The following is a 22,826-nucleotide window of genomic DNA, read 5'->3' as shown; positions in this document are numbered from 1 at the left end:
GAATCGTCGCCAATTCACACAAGAAAACCTCAAGGCTCCCTGAGAGACTATCGCCATGGTTTGCCGACTCACCGAGTTGCTCGTCGACTCACACTGGCGCGTTGTCATCATCGGCGCAGGTCAGGCCGGTCTCTCGGCCGCGCACTACCTCTGGCGCGATGGTTTGAAACCTGGTCGGGACTTCATCGTCCTCGACGCCAGCGACGGCCCCGGCGGTGCCTGGCGGCAGCGCTGGGAATCCCTGACGCTCGGTTCGACGAATCACATCGCTGACCTCCCCGGCTTCCCCCTCGGCGCCCCCGACCCATCCGTGCCCGCATCCGAGATCGTCACCGACTACTACTCCCGCTTCGAGACGGAACTCGAACTCTGCGTCGTCCGTCCCGCCGAGGTGGCCCACGTGACCTCCGACGACACCGGTACCGGACCGCTCAAGCTCACCGTCATGCTCGACGGCGAACGCCTCCACCTCACAAGCGACTACCTCATCAACGCGACGGGCACGTGGACCCACCCCTACGTCCCCTACGTACCCGGGATCGCCGAATTCGAGGGCAAACAGCTCCACACCGCCCAGTTCCGCAAGGTTGAGGACTTCCGCGGCCTGCGCACTCTCGTCGTCGGCGGCGGCATCTCCGCCACCCAGTTCCTCCTCGAACTCGCCACCGTCACCGACACCCTGTGGGCCACCCGCCGTCCACCGAACTTCACCGCCCGCGAATTCGACGGCAACTGGGGACTCGAGGTCGAACGCGCGGTGCGCTCCCGCACCCTCGCCGGACTCCCCCCGGCCAGCGTCGTCCGCACCACCGGGCTGCCGCTGCGCCGCGAATTCCTCGACGGCGTCGAATCCGGAGTCCTCGTCTCCCGCGGCATGTTCGATGAGATCCTCCCCCACGGCGTGCATTTCCCGGCCCGGCCCGCCGAGGAGGCAGTGACCTCCGAGGGCCTCGGCCCCTCCCACAGCGACCGTCTCGCCCTCCCCCAGTCATGGCAGCCGTTCCCCGAGGAGCGCATCGAAGAGGTCGACGTCATCTTCTGGAACACCGGATTCCGCGCCGCCCTCAACCACCTCGCACCCCTCCACCTGCGCACCCGAGAGGGCGGCATCGCCATGGACACCGAGGTGGCCGTCCGGGACGATCACCGCATCTTCCTCGTCGGCTACGGTTCCGCGAGCTCGACGATCGGCGCGACCCGCGCCGGTCGCATCGCCGCCCGCGAACTCCTCAAACGCCTCGAGACCACCGCTGACGGCGGCTCGGCCGGCCAGAGTCCCGCACCTTCCACCGAGACTGCGACTGCGACTGCGGACGGTCGAACGGCGGAAGCAGTTGCCGGCACCGCTGAGACGTCCAGTCAAGAGAACCTCAGCGCTCAGGCACCGAACACCGAGGCGGCCAGCAGTGACGAGGCGGCCGCTCGCCCCGACGAGTCCGTCCCCGCCGTCGCGCTCGACGCCGTACCTCAGGCTCAGCGCCGGGCCGGAGCGACCGTCAGTTCAGCCCCGGCGGCGGAGTGAGATTCTCGTCGGCCAAACGCACCGTCGGCAGCATCGTCGCGAAGACGTCAGCGGTCGCCTGATCCTCGCTCTTGACGACCATCTCCAGCGTCACCTTGAACTGTCGACCCTCCACCTGCACACCGGCTGCCACCCCGTAGATCAGTGACTCCGAGGACTCGACCGACCGCATGTCATCGGGGCCGAGAGTGCCGGTGAACGTCCAGTACTCTCCCCCGGTCACCTGCCCGGTCTCCTCCGACGACATCTGGGATCCCGCCGAGTCGAAGGTCGTGTCCTGCGCGGACTTCACGACGTCGGCCGGGGTGATGTCGTCGTCCTCATAGCAGTTGACCGTCATGAGCGCACCCGGCCCGCGCTCGAACAGGCGGTACCCGTCGTATCCCGTCGAGTCGCTCCACTCGTCATCCATCGCAATCGCGATGGGCACCGGACACGACTGCCCCACGTCGATGGCCTGCTCCGTCATCCCCGGCGGAATCGCCCCGACACCCGACTCCGCGGTCGGCGTCGACGTCGACCCATCGCCGACACCCACCTTCACGGGCGCGGAATCACCCTCGTTCGTGCTCACCCGCATCGCCGAGCAGCCGCTGAGAACCACGGTCAGCGCGAGAAGGCCGGTGGTCAGGGATCGCAGGGTCATCGTTAGGCCTTCCGTCAGAGTCACCACAATCCTACCGGCGGGCGTCGTCTGCGGCCTCGCCTCAGACGCCTCCGGCGGGCACAGTCAGCAGCGCATCCTCAGACGCCGATGCAGAGGACAGCAGAGCTCATTTCAGGCCCAGCGGCGGCGTGACCGGATTCCCCGCGAAGCGCACGGTCGGCAGCATCAGCGCGTAGACGGCGGCCGCCTCGGCGTCGTCCTTCTTCGCTGCCATCTCAACGCTGACCCTGTAGAGCCGTCCCTCATCCCGGAGCCCCGCCACCGCACCGTAGAACACCGACTCCGTGCCGCCGATCGAACGCACCGACGAGGCGCCCAGCTCTCCCTGGACGGACCAGTAGACTCCGCCCGGCATCTCGCCGACCTTCTCGGTGACGACGCGGGAGCCCGGGTCGGTGAGGATCACATTCATGGCCTCGTCGGTGACGGACTCCGGGCCATCGCCGCCCCAGGCATAGCAGTTGATGCTGATGAGGCGCTCCTCACCGTTCGCGTAGACCTGATAGCCGCTCACTCCCCCAGCGTCGATCCATCGGGGGTCGGCGGCGAATTCGATGGCGATCGGGCACTCGTCTCCGAGAGCGGCCTCGACGTCCTGCCACCCGTCCGGAATCGCGTCGGCGTTCCCCGTCTCCGGCGAGCCGTCACCGACGCCGACGGCCACCGGTCCGGAATCCTGCTCGGACGTGCTCACTCTCAGGGCAGAGCACCCAGAGGTGAGGAGACAGGCAATCAGCATCCCGCCGAGCAGCCGCCGAGGGGTCATCGTCACGCCTTCCATCGCAGTCAGCAACATCGTACGGCACGGGCCACGGCCGGACCCTGGCGTGAATCCCGACCGGGGCATAGCCTTGAGGACATGGCTGATCTCCCCCTCCTCGACGATTTCGACATCGACCGCGTCCTCTGCATCGTCGCCCACCCCGATGACATGGAGTACGGCGCCTCAGCGGCGGTGGCGAAGTGGACCGGCCAGGGGAAGACCGTCGCCTACCTCCTGCTCACCCGCGGTGAGGCGGGCATCCGCTCGATGCCGCCGGACCAGGTCGCTCCGCTCCGCGCGGAGGAGCAGGCGCGGGCGTGCCGCATCGTCGGCGTCGACGACCTCGAGATCCTCGAGTTCCCCGACGGCATGCTCGACGTCAGCCAGGAGCTGCGGCGCGCGATCGCGAAGAAGCTGCGCGAGTTCAGGCCGGACGCCGTCATGGTGACGAACTGGAATCTCGAGACGGCGTGGGGCCTCAACCACGTCGATCATCGGGCGGCCGGCATCGCGACGGTCGACGCGATCCGGGACGCGGACAATCCGTGGCTGTTCACCGACCTCGCCGATTCCGGTCTGGAGGCGTGGAAGGCGAGTCGGCTGCTCGTCACCGGCCCCGACTCACCGACGGATGCGATCGAACTGAGCGCCGAGGATGTCGCCAAGGGCGTGGAATCGCTCGAAGCGCACACGGTCTACCTCGAAGCGCTCGGGGATCATCCCGAGCCGAAGGACATGATCACCGACATCTGCGCAAACACCGGCGCACAGGCGGGCGTCGAATACGCCCTGCCTGTGCGCGTGTACGAGATGTGAGGATCAGGCGCCGAGGGACGCCATCGCCGCATCGTAGTCGGGTTCGGTGGTGATCTCGTCGACGAGCTGCGTGTAGATCACCGTTCCCGTGTCATCGAGGACGACGACGGCGCGGGCGAGCAGTCCGGCCAGCGGTCCGTCGACCATCGTCACGCCGTACTCCTTGCCGAAGGCGCTGCGGAACGCCGAGGCGGTGACGACATCGTCGATGCTCTCCGCACCGCAGAAGCGGGCCTGCGCGAACGGCAGGTCGTTCGACACGCACACGACGGTCGTGTTCTCGAGGCTCGCGGCGAGTTCGTTGAACCGGCGCACCGAGGCGGCGCACACTCCGGTGTCGACGCTCGGGAAGATGTTGAGCACGACCCGGGAGTCGGCGAATTCCGAGGAGTTGACCTCGCCGAGGTCGTTGCCGACGAGCGTGTAGGCCGGAGCCTGCGTGCCGATGGCCGGGAGGTCTCCGGAGGTGTGGACGGGGTTACCTTCGAGTGCTGTGGTCGCCATGCTTCGATCGCTCCTTGACGGACGGTGAATGGGTCGTTCCTCACTCTACGGCAATCGTCGTCGACCTCAACCGACCGTCCAGCGCCGAGGCGAACCACCGCCTCGGTGGGGCGCCTCAGTGGGCGGACGGCTTCGCGGCGAAGCGCTTCTCGACGATGATGAGGATGATGACGACGATCGCCCCGGCGACCGCGAGGAGCACCGGGCCGAGCACGGGGTCGTAGGGGGCGAGCAGGCCGCCGGCACCGTGCGGTTCGCCGTCGGAGCCCACCTCGGCGGCGGACTGCCACGGCCACAGAGCGCGGAGGGATCCGAGCATGAGACCGGCCATGATGAGCAGCGTCCACCAGCGGTGATTGTGGAGGAAGTAGCGGAGGATGTTGACGAAGACGGCGAGGCCGACGACGGCGCCGAGGCCGAAGACGGCGATGTAGACGAGGTCGCGTTCGTCGACGGCCCGCAGAGTCGTCGTGTACATGCCGACGGCGAGAAGGAAGAACGAGCCGGAGACACCGGGCACGACGAGCGCGCAGATCGCGACCGAAGCGACGAGGAAGACGGCGATGAGCGGCGGGTTCTCCACCTCGGCGCCGCCGGCCAGCCCGGTCATCCAGAACGCCAGCGCGGCCGCGGCGATGAAGGCGAGGATGCCGAGCGCAATGGGTTCGCGCCGCGTCCGGGGCGGCAGCATGAGCAGGGGCACGAGGATGCTCGCGGCGACGAGTCCGAAGAACAGTCCGCGGGCGAGTTCGGGGTTGTCGGTGACGAATCCGGCCATGAGACCGGCGATGCTGAAGACGGCGGTGGCCATGCCGAGGAGGACGGGGATGATGAGGAACCAGTCGGTGCGCTTGAGCTCCGCGAGAGCCCCGGAGAGCCGATCAGGGCCGGTGACGAGCGTCTTCGCGGCCTTGACGACGTGCGCGGCGGAGTCGATGAGCTGGTCGTAGACACCGGTGACGAGGGCCACCGTGCCGCCGGAGACGCCGGGGACGAGCTCGGCGGAACCGATGAGGAATCCGCGCACGAGGTCGAGGGGAATCCACGCCTTCGAGCGGCGCGGCGCGTCAGTGGGCGTGCTGGTGTGATTGGGGGCAGGAGAAGTCAAGGGTCGCTTTCGTCCGACGACAGGGCATGGGATTCACCTCTATCGTCTCACAGCGATCTGCGCCCTCCCTGATCGCGCAGGTGAGCGGCCCGACCCGATCAGTCGCCGACGGCCCCGTCGATGCTCTCTCGGAGGAGATCGGCGTGGCCGAGGTGTCGGGCGTACTCCTCGATCATGTGGATGAGCACCCACCGCACGTTCTGCACGCTGCCGTGGGAGCGGCGGCGCAGCGGTGTGCCGAGATCGGCGATGCCGGCGAGCACCTCCCGTGAGCTCTCGACCGCGCGTTCGTGGAGGTCGAGCAGCTCTTCAGGCGAATCGTCAGCGGCGCTCTCGAAATCCCAGTCGCGGTCACTGCGCCAATCGATCGCCGCGAACGGTTCGGGCAGCGCCTCCCCCGCCGTGCGATCGAGGAACCACGTGTACTCGACGAGGCTGAGATGTTTGAGGATGCCGCCGAGCGTGAGACTCGAGGTGCCGACGGTGCGCCGCAGCTCCTCCGCGCTCAATCCGGCGACCTTCCGGCGCAGCACCTGCCGTTGGTAGTCGAGGAATTCGACGAGTCCCTCACGCTCGTCCGGCTGGTCGCGGGGTTCGTCCAGCGGCAGGTTCATCGGAGCTCCTCACTCTCTGCCTTGCGACTCTCTGCCTTGCGGCGACCGATGTCGAAGACGTAGCCCTCGGGGTCGGTCAGCGTCGTCCATTCGATGCCGTATTCGTCGAACGAGGCGACCTTCGTCGCTCCCAGCGCCACGGCGCGATCGACGTCGGCAGGATAGTCGGGGTCGTCGAGGTCGATGTGGAGCGGATTCTTCGCCACGACGCGACCCGCGCTCTCCGCGCCGGCGCCCGGAGCATCGGCCCGGTCATCGACCTTGAGGAAGAGCATGCCCGGGGTCGGCGATGCCCCGTCATGGATTCCGCCGATGCTCGCGACGAACTCGTCGGCGCCCTCATCGATCTCGGCGTGGAGCAGCTCCGCCCAGAACAGCGACTGGGTTTCGACGTCAGTGCAGTCGAAGGTGATGCTCAGGGAGTTCAGCGAGGCCATGACACGTGGTCCTTCCGTATATGGTCGAGCAGTCGATGACGGGTTCCACCCTATGACGCGGCACTGACGCGGCCGCCGCTGACCGAGATCCGCTGTCATGTGACGTCTCACACGGCCGCGAGGTGCGGGCTCAGGCACGCGGCTGGCGCGCGAGCTGACGGGACTGGGCGACGAGGCGACCGGCTGAGTCCCACAGCTCGCAGTCCTCTTCGAACATGCCGCCGGCGATGTTGCGGGTCTGCACCTTCACGCCGATCCAGCCCGGTGCCGGGTTCGCCCGCACGTGGGCGGTGAGCTCCATCGTCGGCGCCCAGTTGAAGCGCCCGAGGTCGAACATCACCGGCGGGAAGGCGTCGAGGAAGGCGAGCAGCGCCAGCGGGTCGGCATCGGCGCCGTCGGCGAGCCTGATCCATCCCTGGAGGAGACCGCGCCCGCTCGGGCGGCCCGCGGCGAATCCCGCGGTGGCGGGGTCGAGACGCATGTCGTAGCGGAAGACGACGGGTGCGGAGTCGAGGAACTCCTGCGGTCCCTCGGCCATCGGAATGCAGTCGTCCGGGTCGGGAAGCTCCGGTGGCTGCGCTGAGGTGCCGACGTCGTCGGGAAGCGCGCCGAGGCTGCCGAACGTCGCGAGCGCCGTGATCCTCGGCTGCCCCTCCTGACTGAGATCGGCGCCCAGCGTCGCACTCGAGCGCCCGGTGCGGATGGTCCGCACCGCCACCTCGGCGGGTCCGGAATCGCTGGGACCGAGGTAGTACGCGGAGATGACGAGCGGATCCGGCGTGGTGGGAACGGTCTGCGCCATCGCTCGACCGATGACGCCGAGGAGGTAGCCCCCGTTGACGGCGCCGCCGACCTTCCAGCTGCCGTCGAGGTCGGCGGAGAAGCGGGCATCGCCGCGCGGAGTCACTGCGGTCGCACGGGCGAACTCGCTCTGGGTCTCATCGGTCATGTGACTCACGTTACCAATTACTGATCGGTAGACAAGTCATCGTGAGCGACGATTTCGGCGCTCGTTGCCGCGGCGATAGTTCCCTGTCGCTCGCGCGAGCAGCTGCTGGTCGACGTCATCGCTGCGACCGAGCTTGGGAATGAGTGCGGCGGCCTGCCGACCGCCGAGCTCCATGACGGTGCGACCGCCGCGCCCGATGACGATAACTCCGGACTTCGTGATCCGGTAGTCGAAGGGATCGTCGTCGATGCTCACTCCCACTCCCCTTCCTGCCGTGACGGACTACCGTTGTCGCCATGAGCATATCCCTCGAGCCGATCGTTCCCGTAGGCCGCGATCGCGCCGCACTCATCGAGTTCTTCTCGACGAACGCCTTTCCCTACCATGCACGGGCGGGAGTGCGGTCGGTCGGTGAGGCCGCCGAGTTCGTCGACTCCGGTGGCTTCCTCGGCGATGACGGCGTCGCACTGTGGGTCGTCGACGTCAAGCTGGGTCGGATCGGCCTCGTGCGCATCGACGACCTCGATGCCGACACACCGGAGTTCGACCTGCGCTTGGCGGCGGATCACCGCGGCAGGGGCCTGGGCGAAGCGATCCTCCGGGCGGTGACGGACCATCTGTTCACGACCACCTCGGCGCAGCGCTTCGAAGGGATGACGAGGGCGGACAACGTCGCGATGCGGAAGGTGTTCGTCCGTGCGGGGTGGACGAAGGAGGCTCACCACCGGCGGGCCTGGACCGTCGAGGGCGGTGACCGGCTCGATGCCGTCGCGTATGCGATTCTGCGGGAGGAATGGGAGACCGGCGAGAGGATTCCGGTCGCCTGGGACGACCAACCGGACTGAGCGCAGAGTTCGGGACTCAGCACAGAGATCGGGACTCAGCACAGAGTTCAGGGACAGCGAAGCGCCCCTGGTGATGTCCACCAGGGGCGCTTCTGCTGCACTCGCGTGATCACTCAGTGATCACAGAGTCTCAGTTCTTCTTGACCCGACGCATCGTCAGCACCACAGCGGCACCGCCGACGAGGAGCAGGCCTGCACCGGCTGCGAGACCGGTGAGCTCGGCACCGGTGCGGGGCAGGTCGCCGCCGCCGTCACCGCCGTCCTTGCCACCATCGTCGCTGCCACCGCCGCCGTTGCCCTGGTCATCGGAGACGACCGTGAACGAACCGGTCAGGGGCGACTCGTCGTCGGTGTCGTTGGCACCGGTGACGGACACGTCGTACTTGCCGCGGTAGACCGAGGGGTCGGAGGCGCTCGTGCCGTAGATCGAGAATCCGGCGACGCCGTCGGCGTTCGCAGTCTCGGTCAGCTCGATGCCCTCGACGTTGTCGGGACCGGCGACGACCTTGAGCGTGACAGTCTCACCCTCGTCGAAGCCCTTGACGGTGATCTTCACGCCCTTGTCCTTCTGGACGAAGTCCGTGTCGACGATCTCCTGCGGGGTGATCGAGATCGCGCGCTCAGCCGGAGCCTCGCCGCCGTCCTTCGAATCATCCGAGTCGGCGTTGGCGTCCTTCGCGTCGGCTGCGGCATTGGCACCCGCATCCTTCGCGTCGGCACCCGAGTCCGCGTTGGCGTCCTTGGCATCAGCACCGGCATCGGCTTCTGCACCGGAGTCAGCCTCAGCATCGTCACCATTGGCCGCAGCGTTCGCGTCATCAGCGGCCTCGACGGTCACCGTGAACTCCGTGACCTCGGATTCCTGACCGTCGACGACGGCCTGGGCGGTGTAGTCGTAGGCACCGACAGCTTCGGGGCCCTCGATGGTGAAGTTTCCGTCGGCGTCGGCCGTGACGGTCTCCGAACCGGTCGGAGCGGCCTGAGCCGTGGCACCCGCCGTCTGCTTCGAAGCGGACTGCGCACCGGCCTTCGGCGCCCAGGTGATCTTCACGTCAGCGTTCGGAGCAGCCTGACCGGTCACCTGACCGTTGGGCTTGATCGTCTGGTCTCCGGCCTTCGGCGCTTCCGGCTGTTCCGGGTTGCCGTCGTCAGAAGCGTCAGCCTCGGCACCGTCAGCACCAGCGTCAGCGTTCGCACCGGTCGAAGCGTCAGCCTCGGCACCGTCAGCACCGGCGTCAGCGTTGGCACCGGTCGAGGCGTCAGCCTCGGCACCATCAGCACCGGCGTCAGCGTTCGCACCGGTCGAAGCGTCAGCCTCGGCACCATCAGCACCGGCGTCAGCGTTCGCACCGGTCGAAGCGTCCGCCTCGGCACCGTCAGCACCGGCGTCAGCGTTCGCACCGGTCGAAGCGTCCGCCTCAGCGCCAGCCGTGGTGTCAGCGTTCGCGTCGTCGCCGCCACCGTCGTCCGGCGGGGTCAGAGTGACATTCTGACCAGACTGCTCGAGCGAGTAGTCGAGATCAGCGACCCAGCCGAGGCTGAACTCGGTGCCGTCGGACCATTCCGCCGGTCCGCCGCCGGAGACAACACCGACCGCGGTGTCGCCCTGGAATACACCGCCACCGGAGTCTCCCGGGGCGACGAACGGCTCACCAATCGGCGACTCGACTGCGAATCCGTGAACCCAGCGTCCACCGATGTTCATGTAGTCGAAATTGGCTCGATCTCTGGGAATGACCGTTCCGGTCGTCAGGCCCGTGGTGCGGCCGGCCTTCGAAATAGAGCCTTCGGTGTGCGCGCCGATGCGCGTGATCGGATTGACGCTTGTCGAGAGATCATTCGTCTTAGCGGTTGTCCAGTCGGTGATACCGGTCTTGATACCGTACTTTGCAGGGTCGATTTCCATGACTGCGAAGTCGATATCATCGGCGTTGCCAGTGGTCTCACCCGGCTCAACGAGCGAACCGTACTTCTTGTACCCCCACTCGCCGGGGTCACCGGTACCCTTATCCTCGAACCCGTCGCCACCGGCCGCAGGAGCGGTCGAAGGCTGCTCGGCATCGCGCGGAGTGGTCCAGCCGAGGTGCTTGCCGTTGTCGGGATTGCCCGGTTCGTTCACGAACTGCTCGGCACAATGGCCAGCGGTGAGCACGACTGGCTTTCCGTCGGTCTCACTCCACGCGCCGATACCGGCGGAGCATGCACCCGCGAGGGCTCCTTGTTCGTCGTTGACGAGGTAGCCCATTCCACCGACGGCGTCGTTGGCAGCGTACGCCTTCATCTCGGAGAATCCGGACAAGACCTCGACCTTATCCGCTCCGTACTTCTCTTTGAGTTCGTCGATCTTCTTGGTATCGACGTCCGAATCGCTCTCAACACCAAGCGTCAGAGTTTTGGTGGACTTGTCGAAACCGAAGGCATTCACCTCTTCGATCTGCTTGGCTGCCGTCGTCGCCGACTGCTGGCTGAATGCTGGCTTCGCGCCGTCCGCAATGGCGGGACCTGCGAAGAACGCACTGCCCAGACCGAGCGCCGCGGCGGCGGTCAGAGCGAGCGAGCTCTGCACGAGCTTCTTCTGCATACTTTCCGTCTCTCTTCTTCGGGGAGTTACCAATGTCACAAAGTGATGACCTTAGTCACAAACAGGTTACGGGCCGCATCCAAGGACCACCAAGAAATGGGGTCTGTTCCTGTGAACTAAATGAACGAAACAGAAGACTGCTCGAACGAGACCGAGCAACCGAATTGTCTTCGTTCCTGTTCAGACCGCTGCTGAGTCGTGAGAACCGCACCAGAACGCCGCTCGGCCCCGATGCGGCAACCTCTCGACTCATCGGGCGCGCGTCGCAGTGCAGCATCACGAAACGGAAAACACGGGCGCCCCCGGTGTCTCCACCGAGGGCGCCCTGTCAACTGTGCTCACACCGCAACTGAACAGAGTCAGTCACTGTGCCCAGCTCAGCGCATTCAGTTCTTCTTCGCGCGACGCATCGTCAGCACCACAGCGGCGCCACCGACGAGGAGCAGACCTGCACCGGCAGCGAGACCGGTGAGTTCGGCACCGGTGCGGGGCAGATCGCCGCCACCGTCACCGCCGTCCTTGCCGTCGTCGCTTCCGCCGCCGTTGCCCTTCTCATCGGCAACGACCTTGAACGACCCAGTCAGAGCTGACTCGTCCTCGGTGTCATTGGCACCGGTGACGGACACGTCGTACTGGCCGACGTAGACCGAGGGGTCAGAGGCGCTCGTTCCGTAGATCGAGAAGGCGGCGACGCCATCGGCGTTGGCCGTCTCGTCGAGTTCGATGCCCTTGACGTTCTCCGGTCCGGACACGAGCTTGAGCGACACCTTCTCGCCCTCGTCGAAGCCCTTGACGGTGATCTGCACGGCCTTGTCCTGCTGGACGAAGTCCGAGGCGGCGATCTCCTTCGGGTCGACCGTGATTCCTCGCTCCACCGGAGCCGGGGTCTCGGTCTTCTCCTCCTCGACGGTCACCGTGAAGGTCGCGGCTTCCGACTCCTGACCGTCGACGACAGCCGTCGCGGTGTAGTCGTAGTCGCCGGCGGCATCGGGGCCCTCGAGGACGAAGTTGCCATCGGCGTCGGCCTTGACCGTCTCCGAGCCCTCCGTCGCGGCCTGTGCACTGTTCGTGCCGGCATCGGCGGCCGGCTTCCAGTCGACCTTGACCTCGGCATTCGCCGCGGCCTTGCCCTTGACGTCACCGTTGGGCTTGATCGTCTGATCCTCGACCACGGGAGCGGCCGGAGCCTCGGGGGTTTCCGTGCCCGGCTTCTCGATGTTGAACGACTGGCCGGACTGCTCGAGCGAGTAGTCGAGGTCAGCGACCCAGCCGAACTGCGTGCCGTCGCCGGCAGGTCCGCCGCCGGAGATGACGCCGACAGCGGTGTCGCCCTGGAAGACGGCTCCACCCGAGTCGCCCGGCTGCGAGAACGGCTTGTCGGCCGGCGAGGTCACGCCGAAGCCGTGCACCCAGTATCCGCCGACATTCGTGAAGTCATAGTCGTACTGCTCGCGCGGGATGACCTCGCCCTCGGTCAGACCGGTGGTGCGTCCGGACTTCTGGATCTTGCCCTCGGTGTGGGCACCGACCTTCGCGATATTCGTCGCGAGGCTCGAGGACAGATCCTCGGTGTCCGCGGTGGTCCAGTCGGTCACACCGTTCTTGACGTTGTACTTCGACTCGTCGACGTTGATGACGGCGAAGTCGATGTCGGATTCCTTGGGCAGCGGCCAGGCATCGGGATCCTCACCCGTGAGGAGGTCACCGCTGCCGTAGCTCGTGAAGCCCCACTTGCCGGCGATGCCGAGGCCCGACGGATCGAAGCCCTCGCCGCCGTTGGCCGTCGCGGTGCTCGGGCGCTCGGTCTGGTCGACGGTCGAGTCACCGCTGATCTCACCGGTCTCGGCGTTGTAGTCCTTCGCGCAGTGACCGGCAGTGAGGACGACGGGCTTGCCCGCGTCGTCCCAGCCGGAGAATCCGGTCGAGCAGACGCCGCCGCCGGCCGGGGCCTGCACGAGGTACCCGGCACCGCCGACGAGGTCGTTCTTCGCGTACGGCTCAAGCTCCTTGACGCCTTCGGTGATCGTGATGTTCGAGTACTTCTTCTCGAGATCCTTGATCTCCTGCGTCTTCTTCTCGACGCCGAGGCTGAGCTTGCCGTCGCGCTCACCGTAGGCATTGACGCCTTCGATGTCGGACAGTGCCTTCTGGATCTGGGTGTCGCTCTGCACGTCGAGCTTCTGCGGGGCGGCGGTGGCCATCGCAGGCGACGCGAAGAAGGCGCTGCCGAGACCGAGCGCTGCGGCGGCGGTCAGGGCGAGCGAACTCTGCACGAGTTTCTTCTGCATACTCTTGGATTCCCTTGGTCGGATTGTCTGGTGTGATTGTCGGCCGTACGCGCGGTCTCGCTCGCTCAGCAGTCATGTGCGCTGTCACGAACAGGTCACGAATACGTCTCTCAACCGTGTGCCAGGTTACGGATCGGCAACGGTGCGAAGCAACAAGGTTGCGTGTTGCCGGTGAACAAAACGAACAAAACATGGATTCGCGCGCTTCGTCGGCGATGGGGATCGACCTCTCGGGCCTCCCCGTTATGATCGGTGCATGACGACCCTCACCGTGCACCGACTGTCCTCCGGCCTCAGGCGCGTCCTCGGCGCGGTCGCCCTTGCGGCGGCACTGCCTCTTGCCGCGTGCAGCACAGGCTCTCCTGCCGAGTCACCCACGAGTTCGGCTCCCAGTGAGACAAGCTCACCGACCGAGACCGCCGCGGCCGAGCTCGATCCTGTCGGCAGATGGACGTCACCTGAGGCCGGAGATCCGTTCCTGGAATTCTCCGAAGACGGTGCCGTCTCGGGGTCGGACGGGTGCAATGCCATCGCCACGACCTGGACTGTCGAAGGAGACGAGATCACGATCGAGCCGTTCGCAACTACGCAGAAAGCCTGTCCCGGGAATCAGTGGCTGTCGAAGGCCTCGACGGCGACGATCGAAGGAGATGTCATGACGGTCAAGGACGGGCAGGGATCTGTCATCGGCGGATTGGAGAAGGACAAGTGACTCTCGACGGACACTGGTCGGCGGGCGGGGATTCGAAGGCGTTCCTCGCACTCGCAGCCGACGGGACTCTCAACGGCAGCGACGGGGCCAATCGCATCGTGACGACCTGGGAGCCCGACGGCGACGATGCAGCGGTGATCGCCCCGTTCCTCACCACTCAGATGGCCGCGCCGGGGATGAAGATGTGGCTCGGGCGCGTGCGCCGGGTCGAGGTCGACGGTGATGTCCTCGCGGTCTTCGACCAGAGCGGGAACCGCCTCGGCGAGCTGATCCGCGACAACAGCGGGGAGAAGTAGATGGCCGGCGGCCTCTTCGCCCTCCTCGACGACGTGGCAGCACTCGTCAAACTCTCGGCGGCCAGCCTCGACGACGTCGCCGCGGGTGCTTCGCGCGCCGGTGCAAAGACCGTCGGCGTCGTCGTCGACGATGCCGCTGTCACCCCGAAGTTCGTCGAGGGCGTCGATCCCAAGCGCGAACTGCCGATCATCAAGCGCATCGCGATCGGCTCGCTGTTCAACAAGATCGTCATCATCCTGCCGATCATCCTGCTGCTCAGTCAGTTCCTGCCGTGGCTGCTCACTCCCCTCCTCATGGTCGGCGGCACATACCTGTGCTTCGAGGGGGCCGAGAAGATCTTCGAGAAGCTCGGCTGGGTCGAGGCGCACGACGACAAGGAGGAGGCCGCCGGGCAGGCTCCCGAGGATGAGGCAGGTCGTGAGAAGAAGATCGTGCGCTCGGCGATCACCACGGACTTCGTGCTCAGCTGCGAGATCATGGTCATCGCCCTCAACGAGGTGGCCGACGAGCCGCTGCTCTCCCGGGCGATCATCCTCGTCGTCGTCGCGCTCGCGATCACCGTCGGCGTCTACGGCGTCGTCGCCCTCATCGTCAAGATGGACGACATCGGCCTCAACCTCGCCGGGCGCGAGAATCCGGGCACGCAGAAGTTCGGTCGCTTCCTCGTCCAGGCGATGCCGAAGCTCCTCGGCGGGCTCTCCGTCATCGGCACTCTGGCGATGCTCTGGGTCGGCGGCCACATCATCCTCGTCGGCACCGACGAACTCGGCTTCACTGCCATCTACGACTTCGTCCACAGCCTCGAGGCTCCTGCCGCCGAGGTGGCCGGCATCCTCGGCTGGCTCGTCAACACGTTCTTCTCGCTCATCCTCGGTGCGATCTGGGGTGCCATCGTCGCGGCGATCGCGATCGGCATCCAGAAGCTCGTGAAGAAGCCCAACCACGGCGGTGCCGATCACATGGCCGCGACCGCCGCCCGGACTGCCGATGCGCGGAGCGCTCAGGGCACTGCACCGGACACGTCGAACACCGGCACACAGGCCGGCAGCCGACCCGACACCGACGGGACCAATGTCGCCCGGCCCGACACCGACGGGCCTGACGGCGACGGGACCGACAAGCGGTAGGCGGCACTCCCGGATTCAGCTGAGGAGCCGCGCGAACGTCAGGCGCTGGCCTTCTCCGCACGGTCGGCGAAGGTCTTCTTCGGCGGGCCGGGCACGATCATCGGCGCGCCGGTGACCGGGTCGTCGATGACGCTGCAGTCGATGCCGAATACGTCGTGGACGAGCTCGGCGGTGACGATCTGCGAGGGGGCGCCCTGAGCGACGATCGCGCCGTCCTTCATCGCGATGATCTCGTCGGCGTAGCGGCACGCCTGGTTGAGGTCGTGGAGCACGGCGACGAGCGTGTGCCCGTGCTCGTGGTTGAGCTGGGCGAACAGGTCGAGCAGTTCGATCTGGAAGGCGACGTCGAGGAACGTCGTCGGCTCGTCGAGGAGGAGCAGCGGCGTCTCCTGGGCGAGCACCATCGCAACCCACACCCGCTGCCGCTGACCGCCGGAGAGCTCATCGACCTGACGGGCCGAGAGCTCCTCGGTGTTCGTCGCTCGCAGCGCGGAGAGCACGGCGATCTCGTCGGCATCCGTCCACTGCTTGAGGAACGACTGGTGCGGGTGGCGACCGCGCGCGACGAGCTCGCCGACCGTGATGCCCTCCGGGGCGATCGAGCTCTGCGGCAGCAGGCCGAGGCGCTTGGCGATCTGCTTCGTCTTCAGCTTCGTGATGTCCGTGCCGTCGAGGAGGACGGTTCCCTTCGCCGGCGGCAGGAGACGCGCGAGGGCACGCAGCAGCGTCGACTTGCCGCACGCATTCGGTCCGACGATGACGGTGAACTTCCCCTCCGGGATCTGCACATCGAGGTCGGAGACGATCTGGCGCTGGTCATAGGCGAGGTCGAGGTTCTCCGCCATCAGCGGCGCCGGGGCGTCGACCCCTGAGGATGCGCGGTCTGCGGCCATGGTGTGAGCGCTCATTGTGCCCTCCGAGCTTCTTGGACGAGTAGCCAGATGAGGTAGACGCCGCCGATGCACACGGTGACGACTCCGACGGGAAGTTGGATCTCGCCCAGGGCGTGCTGGGCGATGAGGTCGGCCCCGACGAGGAGGAGCGCGCCCACGGCGGCGGCCATGAGCAGGCTCGTGCCCTGCGACCTCGCGATGCGCCGCCCGATCTGCGGGGCGGCCAGGGCGACGAAGGCGATCGGGCCGGCAGCGGCGGTGACCACGGCGACGAGCGCGACGGCGACGAGGATGAGCGCCGCCCGCACGGGTTCGTTGCGCACCCCGAGGGCCTTCGCGGTGTCGTCGCCGAGTTCAAGCGTGCCGAGGTCGCGGGAGAAGAGTCCGCAGGCGATGCCGAGGACGATCGTGGCGATCGTCGCCGGCAGGATCGTCGACCAGCCCATGCCGTTGAGGGTGCCCGCGCCCCACGTGGCGGCGGCCATCGCGAGGTCGAGGTCGGCGCGCATGATCAGCCACGTGTTGAAGGCGCTGAGCATCGCGGTGAGCGCGATGCCGACGATGATGAGCCGGAAGCCCTGGACGCCGCCCTTCCACGTGAGGACGTAGACGAGGACGGCGGTGAGGATGCCGCCGAGGATCGCGCCGAAGGCGGTGGAGACGAAGCTCGTCCCGAAGAAGATGATCGTCACGATGCCGCCGGTGTAGGCGCCGGTGGAGAAGCCGATGATGTCCGGGCTGCCGAGCGGATTGCGCGTCAGCGACTGGAAGACGGCTCCGGAGACGCCGAGGCCGGCGCCGAGGACGATGCCGGCGACGATCCGCGGGGCCCGCCATTCGCCGACGACGGTGTTGACGATGCGCTGGTCAGCGGCCCCGAAGAGACCTTCGAACACCTCGGCGGGGGTGAGGGAGAACTCCCCGAGGAGAAGGCCGAAGAAGCCGCAGACGAGGGCGAGGAACGCGACGATGCCGGCGGCCACGACGACGCGGACGTCGATGCGATGGCCGAGCACCCGGGCCATGGGCCGACCGAAGTCGATGCGCTCCCCCGCGGCCACGCCCTTGCCGGGGACGAGTTCGCGGACCGGGCTGGTGTCTGCGGCTGCCGATGTCGGGCTCACAGGCCGCTCGCTTTCTTCCGGCGCACGAGCGCGATGAGGACGGGGGCGCCGACGAAGGCGGTGACGACGCCGACCTGCAGCTCACCGGGCTTCATGACGACACGGCCGATGATGTCGGAGGCGAGCAGGAGGATCGGGGACAGGATGAGCGAATAGCTGAGGATCCACCGTTGGTCGGGACCGACGATCCACCGCGCGATGTGCGGGATCATCAGCCCGATGAAGCCGATCGGACCGGCCGCTGCGGTGGCGGCTCCGGCGAGGAGGGTGACGGCGATGATCGAGAGGATCCGCGTGCGGTTGACCGAGGTGCCCAGGCTCGCGGCGAGATCGTCACCGAGGGCGACGGCGTTGAGCGAGTGCGAGAGCGCCAAGGCGAGGACGATGCCGATCGCGATGAACGGGACGACCGCGGAGACGGTGTCGAAGTCGCGGCCGGCGATCGCGCCGACGTCCCACGAGCGGAATGCGTCGAACGCGCGTTCGTTGGTGAGCAGGATGCCCTTCGTCAGTCCCGTGAGCACCGCGGCCACGGCGACACCGGCGAGGGTGAGGCGGATGGGATCGACCGTGCGGGTGCGCCCGGCGGAGCCGATGACGTAGACGCCGGTCGTTGCGAGCAGGGCACCGAGGAAGGCGAACCAGACGTAGCCGCTGATCGAGGTGATGCCGAAGAATCCGATGCCGACGGTGACGGCGAACGACGCCCCGGCATTGACGCCGAGGATGCCGGGATCGGCGAGCGGGTTGCGGGTGAGCGCCTGGATGAGCGCCCCGGACAGCCCCAGTCCCATGCCGACGATGATGCCGAGCACGGTCCGCGGGAACCGCAGCTCGAGGACGACGAGCTGATCGTCGCTGCCGGAGGGGGCGACGAAGGCGCCGATGACCTCCGAGACCGGCATGTCCCGCGTGCCGATCGCCAGGGAGGCGAGGATGACGACGACGAGGGCGACGAGCGCAATGACGAGGCCGATGGCCCGTCTCGCCTTGAGTGCGGCCGAGGTCGAGGGCTTCGATGAGGAGTCTGCTGTCGCCGAGGCGGGGGTGGCGAGAGCAGTCATCGGAAGATCCTCGGAGGTCGATTGATTAAGGACAGGCTAACCACAATCTAGCCCACTTGCGTCCCCCAGCCAACCGCCTCCGCGCTCATGCGGATGTGATCTTGCCGATCCTCTCAGAAACCTGACGCTGGATCCGCGAGAGCATTCCGCTCATGCCCCGCAGTCGCAGCGGGCTCACCGCTGCGGTCAGCGACAGCCGCAGAGGCAGGTCCGCGGGGACGGAGAGCACCGTCTCAGCGGTCTGCCCGTCGAGGCCCTCGGAGAGGATGCCGGCGAACCCGCGGGTCGTCGGCGCCTCCGGTGGGGCGGAGAAGTGGAGGCGCACAGTCGCCTGCTCTCCGCTCGCGGGGTCGTCGACCTCGGTGACGAGGAAGATCGGCGACTGGCATTCGGGCACCGGTTCGAGGAGCTCGGGATGATCGGCGTACTTCGCCGGCAGCTCGGGCAGCTCGCTCGAGAACTCGAGGAGCAGCTGGAGCCGCTCGGCCGGTTCGGTCTCGGCGAAGTCGGTGACGATCTCGGCCAGCGAGTCCGGCAGGTCGGAGGTGGTGATGTCCTCGGCCATCAGCGTGCCCGCACCTCGCCCGGTTCGGTGCCCGTGGCGATCGGCACGCGCACCGCGTTGCCCCACTCCGTCCACGATCCGTCGTAGTTGCGGACGTGGTCGTAGCCGAGCAGGTGCTGGAGGACGAACCACGTGTGGCTCGAGCGCTCTCCGATCCGGCAGTAGGCGATGACATCGTCGGAGGTGCCGAGACCCGCCCCGTCGGTGTAGATGGCGCGCAGCTCGTCCGCGGTCCGGAAGGTGCCGTCCTCGTTCGCGGCCTTCGCCCACGGCACCGACTGCGCCCCGGGGATGTGACCGCCGCGCAGGGCGCCCTCCTCGGGGTACGCGGGCATGTGCGTGCGCTCGCCGCTGTACTCCTCGGGGCTGCGGACGTCGATGAGCGGGCGCGTGCCGAGCCCGTCCCTGACCTCGGGCAGGAAGGCCCGCAGCGTCTGGTCGTCACGCTCGACGACCGGGTAGTCGGTGGTCTCCCGCTGCGGCTTCTCGGTCGTCATCTCCCGACCCTCGGCCTCCCACTTCGCCCGGCCGCCGTCCATCAGCCGGACGTCGGCGTGGCCGAAGAGCGAGAACACCCACAGCGCGTAGGCGGCCCACCAGTTGGACTTGTCGCCGTAGAAGACGATCGTGTCGTCACGGGAGATCCCCTTGGCGGCCATGAGCGCCGCGAACCCCGCACCGTCGACGTAGTCGCGGGAGACGGGGTCATTGAGTTCGGTGTGCCAATCGACCTTGACGGCACCGGGGATGTGGCCGGTCTCGTAGAGGAGGACGTCCTCGTCGCTTTCGACGATGACGACGCCGGGATCGCTCGCATGCTCGGCCACCCAGTCGGTGCTCACCAGTCGGGATCCGTCGGCGTAGTCGGCGAACTTGGGATTCTGGTCGATGGGTGCGCTCACGCGTTCCTCCTGTGGGATCGATGTCAGTTCAGCGTGTCCGAGGTCGCTGCGGCCGCCTCGGCGAACGGTGCAGCGTCCTCTGTGGCGACAACGCCGTGTTCAGCCAGCATATTCCGGTCGGTTGAGGAACGTCCGCAGGGCCGTCACGAACGCCTCCGGCTTCTCCGAATGGACCCAGTGCCCCGACCCCTTGACGGTGACGAGTGTGGTCCGGGGGAAGAGGGAGCGCATGAGCGGCAGCTGTGCGCGGTCGATGTAGTCCGATTCCGCGCCGGCGACCCAGAGCACGGGCCGGGGGAACCGGGTCGCACCCGTGTCCGCAGCGACGAGGTCGGACGCCTCCGGAAAGCCGCCGATGACCGGGAGGTTCGCCCGCAGCATCGTGAGGTTCGGCTGCCACGCGTACCCGCCCGCATCCGGCCTGAGGTTCTGCAGGAGGAAGCCGCGCACCGTGGGGTCGGGGATCTTCTCCGCCAGGGCCGCATCCGCTTCGGTGCGCGAGGACACGGTGTCGAGGTCGAGCTCGGCGAGGCTCGTGAGCAGGTGGTCGAACGTGCCGACGTCTCCCCCGCCGCTCGGGGCGATGTCGACGACGACGAGGCGGTCGACGAGGTCGGGGTGGCGCAGTGCGAGGACCATCGCGACCTTGCCCCCGAGGGAATGGCCGACGAGGTGGACGGGGCGATCCTCAGGTTCGGTCGCCTCGGTGATGGCGGCGGCCACGGCATCTGCGGTCGCGACGTAGCTGAAGGCGTCCGTCCACGCCGATTCCCCGTGATCGGGGAGGTCGATGAGGAGGCTTGAGAACTCCGGGCTCAGGGCCTTCGCGATCGACGCGAAGTTCTTGCCGCGCCCGAACAATCCGTGGAGGAAGACGATGAGCTTCCCCGTGTCTCCGATGCGTCTGCTGGCGATCTCACTCACGCCACCAGCCTACCCGTCAGCGGCGCCCTGTCACCGTCTTCGCCAGCGCGGCCAGGGAGGCGTCGAGGAAAGCCGGCGGGAAGACGGGGAAGCCGCCGAAATCGTCGCGCACCGCCTGCGTCGTCCCCGACCAGTCGTAGGTCAGGGTCACCTCGGTGCCCCCGTCGACGGGCGCGAGGTCGTAGCGCCAGCGCCAGCCGCCGACGGCGACGTCGCCCGTGCCGTCGTCCTGGCCGGGATCCCAGCTGATCGCCGTGTCGGGTTCGAAGGCGGTGACGACATTGTCCATTCGGTAGGCCCCACCCGCCTGTTCGAGGAACATGTTCATCGAGAAGACCTGCCCGACGCGGGTGATCGGTTCGGCCGAGATCGCCGAGCGCACCCAGTCGCCGGGTTCGGTGTCCTGGTGGCGCCCGGGATCGGCGAGCACGGCGAAGATCTCCGCCGGTGATGCTGCGATGACGCGGGTGCTCGACATCTTGTCGCCGGGATAGGTCGTCTGGGAGCGGGCTGCGCGCGTGTCGGCCATGGCCTCAGCCTAGGCACGGGGAGGGGAATTGGGAAGTCCGCGCCGGGGGCGCCGCGAACTCATGGGTAGGGTGTGGACATGGACTTGCACTTCTCCGAATACGACACGCGCGTCGCCGGCTACGCCGTGATCGTCAACGACAGCGATGAGATCCTGCTCAGCTGGTTCAACGGCGGTGGCGAGCCCAACCGTGCCCTGTGGACGCTGCCGGGCGGAGGCATCGACTACGAGGAGAGCATCGAAGACGGCACCGTGCGGGAGATCCGGGAGGAGACCGGGTTCGACGCCGAGCTCCTCCGCCCGCTGACGACGCACAGCTTCACGGAGAAGCACCGCCGCAGCGGGCGCCCCTTCAAAGGTGTGCGAGTCGTCTATCTCGCGCGGATCCTCGGCGGCAGCCTCGGCACCCTCGAGGTCGACGGCACGACCGACAGGGCCGAGTGGATCTCGATTCCCGCGCTCGCGCGGATCCGGCACGCCCGCATCATCGACGTCGGCCTCGAGGCGTGGCGGGCCGATGCGGCGAAGCGGCAGAACAGCCGGTGAGGGTCTCCCACCGCCTGCCGCACGCCGCTACTTGACTGCGGGCTTGAGCAGCTCCGGCATCGTCTGCGCGGCATAGCGCGCCGAGAGCACGGAGTTGAGCGAGAACGCTTTGCGCACTTCGTCGTCGTCCTGGGTGAGCACGACCGAGCGGCCGTCGGCGACCGCGGGGATCCGCTGGAACGCGGGATCATCGGTCACCTCGGTGTCGGGGATGTAGATGGGGAAGACGAGAACGAGGTCCGCGTCGAGGTCGTCGAGCTTCTCCTCCGACACCGGCACCGTGAAGCCCTCGGGCTGGAGTGCGTCGATCGTCGGAGACTGGGTGAATCCGAGGTTCTCCATGAACTGCACGCGCTCGGTGCCCTTGATGTAGGCGCCCCAGCCCTCGGAGGTCTTCGCCGCCACGGTCACGGACTTGCCGTCGAACTCGGGGTTGGCGTCGCGGGCGACTGCGAACTCGGCGTCGAGGTCCTCGAGCTGCTTCTTGCCCTTCTCCTCCTCGCCGAGGGCTGCGGCGACCATCGTCACCTGCTGATCCATCGACGTCAGGTAGTTGTCGCCGCCTTCGGGCGGGCCCACCGTCGGAGCGATCTCGCTGAGGCGGTCGTAGCGCTCCTGCTCGCCCGAGCTCTTCGTGTCGAGGATGAGGTCGGGCTCGAGTGCGGCGATCGCCTCGTAGTCGGGTTCGAGGGTGGCGATGATCTCCGGAGGCGTGTCGTAGAGGTCCGCCGCCCACGGTCCGACTCCCGCACCGCCGAACTCGACCCAGTCGGAGGCGCCGACGGGCTGGACACCGAGGGCCAGTGCCGTCTCCGCATCGCCCCAGCCGAGAGCCACGACGCGCTGCGGGTCGGCGGGGACCTCGACGGCACCGAACTTCGTGTCGACGGTGGCACCGGCCGCGGCCGTCTCCGCATCGCCGGCGCCGCCGCCCGAGCACGCGGTGAGCAGGAGGACAGAGGCGAGGATGGGGGCGAGGATTCTGCGCATGGATCTCTTTCGTCGTAGTTTAGGCAAGCCTAGCTTAATCGACGGTGCGGCGATCGGGT

At 67.5% G+C, this 22,826-nt stretch carries 25 protein-coding genes; 7 read left to right on the top strand and 18 right to left on the bottom strand.

Translation table 11 applies throughout. From position 1 onward, the window contains the following. Window positions 1-55 precede the first annotated feature (55 nt). A complete protein-coding gene (locus ACFQ91_RS05085; protein ID WP_376873000.1) occupies window positions 56-1,522 on the top strand; it encodes an FAD-dependent oxidoreductase in 1,467 nt (488 codons plus the stop codon). Here the strand turns inward: ACFQ91_RS05085 and ACFQ91_RS05080 are convergent. Beyond that, on the bottom strand, window positions 1,497-2,168 hold the full coding sequence (locus tag ACFQ91_RS05080; RefSeq protein WP_376873003.1) for a hypothetical protein: 672 nt from the start codon (window positions 2,166-2,168) through the stop codon (window positions 1,497-1,499). The genes ACFQ91_RS05085 and ACFQ91_RS05080 overlap by 26 nt on opposite strands. Before the next feature lie 127 nt (window positions 2,169-2,295). Beyond that, window positions 2,296-2,883, bottom strand: coding sequence for a hypothetical protein (locus ACFQ91_RS05075; protein ID WP_376873006.1), 588 nt, complete (start codon window positions 2,881-2,883; stop codon window positions 2,296-2,298). A gap of 165 nt (window positions 2,884-3,048) precedes the next feature. Here ACFQ91_RS05075 and ACFQ91_RS05070 point away from each other — a divergent pair, with 165 nt between their 5' ends. Continuing rightward, the gene (locus ACFQ91_RS05070; RefSeq protein ID WP_376873009.1) at window positions 3,049-3,768 is read left to right on the top strand and encodes a PIG-L deacetylase family protein; all 720 of its coding nucleotides are present in this window, start codon (window positions 3,049-3,051) and stop codon (window positions 3,766-3,768) included. A gap of 3 nt (window positions 3,769-3,771) precedes the next feature. Here ACFQ91_RS05070 and tpx read toward each other — a convergent pair whose 3' ends face one another. From tpx to ACFQ91_RS05040, 6 genes are all read right to left on the bottom strand, one after another. Further along, entirely contained in the window at window positions 3,772-4,272 is a 501-nt protein-coding gene (gene tpx / locus ACFQ91_RS05065) for a thiol peroxidase (RefSeq protein WP_140955665.1), read from the bottom strand. 115 nt (window positions 4,273-4,387) lie between these two features. Continuing rightward, window positions 4,388-5,380 carry a DUF368 domain-containing protein gene (locus ACFQ91_RS05060; protein ID WP_140955664.1) on the bottom strand — a complete coding sequence of 331 codons (993 nt, stop codon included), beginning with the start codon at window positions 5,378-5,380 and terminating at the stop codon, window positions 4,388-4,390. Window positions 5,381-5,478: 98 nt separating this feature from the next. Continuing rightward, window positions 5,479-5,994, bottom strand: a complete 516-nt coding sequence (locus ACFQ91_RS05055; RefSeq protein ID WP_376873013.1) for a DinB family protein — start codon at window positions 5,992-5,994, stop codon at window positions 5,479-5,481. After that, a complete protein-coding gene (locus tag ACFQ91_RS05050) occupies window positions 5,991-6,431 on the bottom strand; it encodes a VOC family protein (RefSeq protein ID WP_376904058.1) in 441 nt (146 codons plus the stop codon). Before ACFQ91_RS05050 ends, ACFQ91_RS05055 begins: the two co-directional genes overlap by 4 nt. Before the next feature lie 130 nt (window positions 6,432-6,561). Continuing rightward, on the bottom strand, window positions 6,562-7,380 hold the full coding sequence (locus ACFQ91_RS05045) for a thioesterase family protein (RefSeq protein WP_376872878.1): 819 nt from the start codon (window positions 7,378-7,380) through the stop codon (window positions 6,562-6,564). A 36-nt stretch (window positions 7,381-7,416) separates the two neighbouring features. Beyond that, on the bottom strand, window positions 7,417-7,635 hold the full coding sequence (locus ACFQ91_RS05040) for a hypothetical protein (protein ID WP_376872881.1): 219 nt from the start codon (window positions 7,633-7,635) through the stop codon (window positions 7,417-7,419). Window positions 7,636-7,676: 41 nt separating this feature from the next. Here ACFQ91_RS05040 and ACFQ91_RS05035 point away from each other — a divergent pair, with 41 nt between their 5' ends. Next, on the top strand, window positions 7,677-8,225 hold the full coding sequence (locus ACFQ91_RS05035) for a GNAT family N-acetyltransferase (protein WP_376872884.1): 549 nt from the start codon (window positions 7,677-7,679) through the stop codon (window positions 8,223-8,225). A 130-nt stretch (window positions 8,226-8,355) separates the two neighbouring features. Here the strand turns inward: ACFQ91_RS05035 and ACFQ91_RS05030 are convergent, their stop codons facing one another. Together ACFQ91_RS05030 and ACFQ91_RS05025 are read right to left on the bottom strand one after the other, a co-directional pair. Beyond that, a complete protein-coding gene (locus ACFQ91_RS05030) occupies window positions 8,356-10,806 on the bottom strand; it encodes an LPXTG cell wall anchor domain-containing protein (RefSeq protein ID WP_376904057.1) in 2,451 nt (816 codons plus the stop codon). Window positions 10,807-11,192: 386 nt separating this feature from the next. After that, window positions 11,193-13,094 (bottom strand): LPXTG cell wall anchor domain-containing protein, encoded by a 1,902-nt coding sequence (locus ACFQ91_RS05025; protein ID WP_376872890.1) that lies wholly within the window; start codon window positions 13,092-13,094, stop codon window positions 11,193-11,195. A gap of 256 nt (window positions 13,095-13,350) precedes the next feature. Between ACFQ91_RS05025 and ACFQ91_RS05020 the strand changes: the two genes are divergently transcribed. From ACFQ91_RS05020 to ACFQ91_RS05010, 3 genes are read left to right on the top strand one after another with little or no spacing between them, the layout of a single operon-like run. Then, window positions 13,351-13,806 (top strand): META domain-containing protein, encoded by a 456-nt coding sequence (locus ACFQ91_RS05020; RefSeq protein ID WP_376872893.1) that lies wholly within the window; start codon window positions 13,351-13,353, stop codon window positions 13,804-13,806. Beyond that, entirely contained in the window at window positions 13,803-14,102 is a 300-nt protein-coding gene (locus tag ACFQ91_RS05015) for an META domain-containing protein (protein ID WP_376872896.1), read from the top strand. The genes ACFQ91_RS05020 and ACFQ91_RS05015 overlap by 4 nt, the downstream gene beginning before the upstream one ends. Next, window positions 14,103-15,230, top strand: coding sequence for a DUF808 domain-containing protein (locus ACFQ91_RS05010; RefSeq protein WP_376872899.1), 1,128 nt, complete (start codon window positions 14,103-14,105; stop codon window positions 15,228-15,230). A gap of 38 nt (window positions 15,231-15,268) precedes the next feature. Here ACFQ91_RS05010 and ACFQ91_RS05005 read toward each other — a convergent pair whose 3' ends face one another. The 7 genes from ACFQ91_RS05005 to ACFQ91_RS04975 form a co-directional block, all read right to left on the bottom strand. Then, the gene (locus ACFQ91_RS05005; RefSeq protein ID WP_376872902.1) at window positions 15,269-16,138 is read right to left on the bottom strand and encodes an ABC transporter ATP-binding protein; all 870 of its coding nucleotides are present in this window, start codon (window positions 16,136-16,138) and stop codon (window positions 15,269-15,271) included. Continuing rightward, window positions 16,135-17,148 carry a FecCD family ABC transporter permease gene (locus ACFQ91_RS05000; protein ID WP_376904078.1) on the bottom strand — a complete coding sequence of 338 codons (1,014 nt, stop codon included), beginning with the start codon at window positions 17,146-17,148 and terminating at the stop codon, window positions 16,135-16,137. Before ACFQ91_RS05000 ends, ACFQ91_RS05005 begins: the two co-directional genes overlap by 4 nt. Before the next feature lie 95 nt (window positions 17,149-17,243). Further along, on the bottom strand, window positions 17,244-18,311 hold the full coding sequence (locus tag ACFQ91_RS04995; RefSeq protein ID WP_344251196.1) for an iron chelate uptake ABC transporter family permease subunit: 1,068 nt from the start codon (window positions 18,309-18,311) through the stop codon (window positions 17,244-17,246). Between the two features lie 85 nt (window positions 18,312-18,396). Continuing rightward, a complete protein-coding gene (locus ACFQ91_RS04990) occupies window positions 18,397-18,876 on the bottom strand; it encodes a SufE family protein (RefSeq protein ID WP_376872908.1) in 480 nt (159 codons plus the stop codon). Next, a complete protein-coding gene (locus ACFQ91_RS04985; protein ID WP_376904055.1) occupies window positions 18,876-19,778 on the bottom strand; it encodes a sulfurtransferase in 903 nt (300 codons plus the stop codon). Before ACFQ91_RS04985 ends, ACFQ91_RS04990 begins: the two co-directional genes overlap by 1 nt. A gap of 99 nt (window positions 19,779-19,877) precedes the next feature. Continuing rightward, window positions 19,878-20,702 (bottom strand): alpha/beta fold hydrolase, encoded by an 825-nt coding sequence (locus ACFQ91_RS04980; protein WP_376872543.1) that lies wholly within the window; start codon window positions 20,700-20,702, stop codon window positions 19,878-19,880. A gap of 16 nt (window positions 20,703-20,718) precedes the next feature. Further along, window positions 20,719-21,231, bottom strand: a complete 513-nt coding sequence (locus ACFQ91_RS04975; protein WP_137824655.1) for an SRPBCC family protein — start codon at window positions 21,229-21,231, stop codon at window positions 20,719-20,721. Window positions 21,232-21,309: 78 nt separating this feature from the next. Here ACFQ91_RS04975 and ACFQ91_RS04970 point away from each other — a divergent pair, with 78 nt between their 5' ends. Beyond that, the gene (locus ACFQ91_RS04970) at window positions 21,310-21,777 is read left to right on the top strand and encodes an NUDIX domain-containing protein (protein WP_344251200.1); all 468 of its coding nucleotides are present in this window, start codon (window positions 21,310-21,312) and stop codon (window positions 21,775-21,777) included. 27 nt (window positions 21,778-21,804) lie between these two features. On the opposite strand, the gene ACFQ91_RS04965 is transcribed toward ACFQ91_RS04970, so the two are convergent. Further along, the gene (locus ACFQ91_RS04965; RefSeq protein ID WP_376872539.1) at window positions 21,805-22,767 is read right to left on the bottom strand and encodes an ABC transporter substrate-binding protein; all 963 of its coding nucleotides are present in this window, start codon (window positions 22,765-22,767) and stop codon (window positions 21,805-21,807) included. Window positions 22,768-22,826 lie beyond the last annotated feature (59 nt).

The organism is Brevibacterium sp. NPDC056726 (assembly GCF_042790515.1).
GTDB classification, from domain to species: Bacteria; Actinomycetota; Actinomycetes; order Actinomycetales; family Brevibacteriaceae; genus Brevibacterium; species Brevibacterium sanguinis.
The sequence above is the reverse complement of the archived record's forward strand: the minus strand, read 5'-3'. Positions and strand labels throughout refer to the sequence as shown.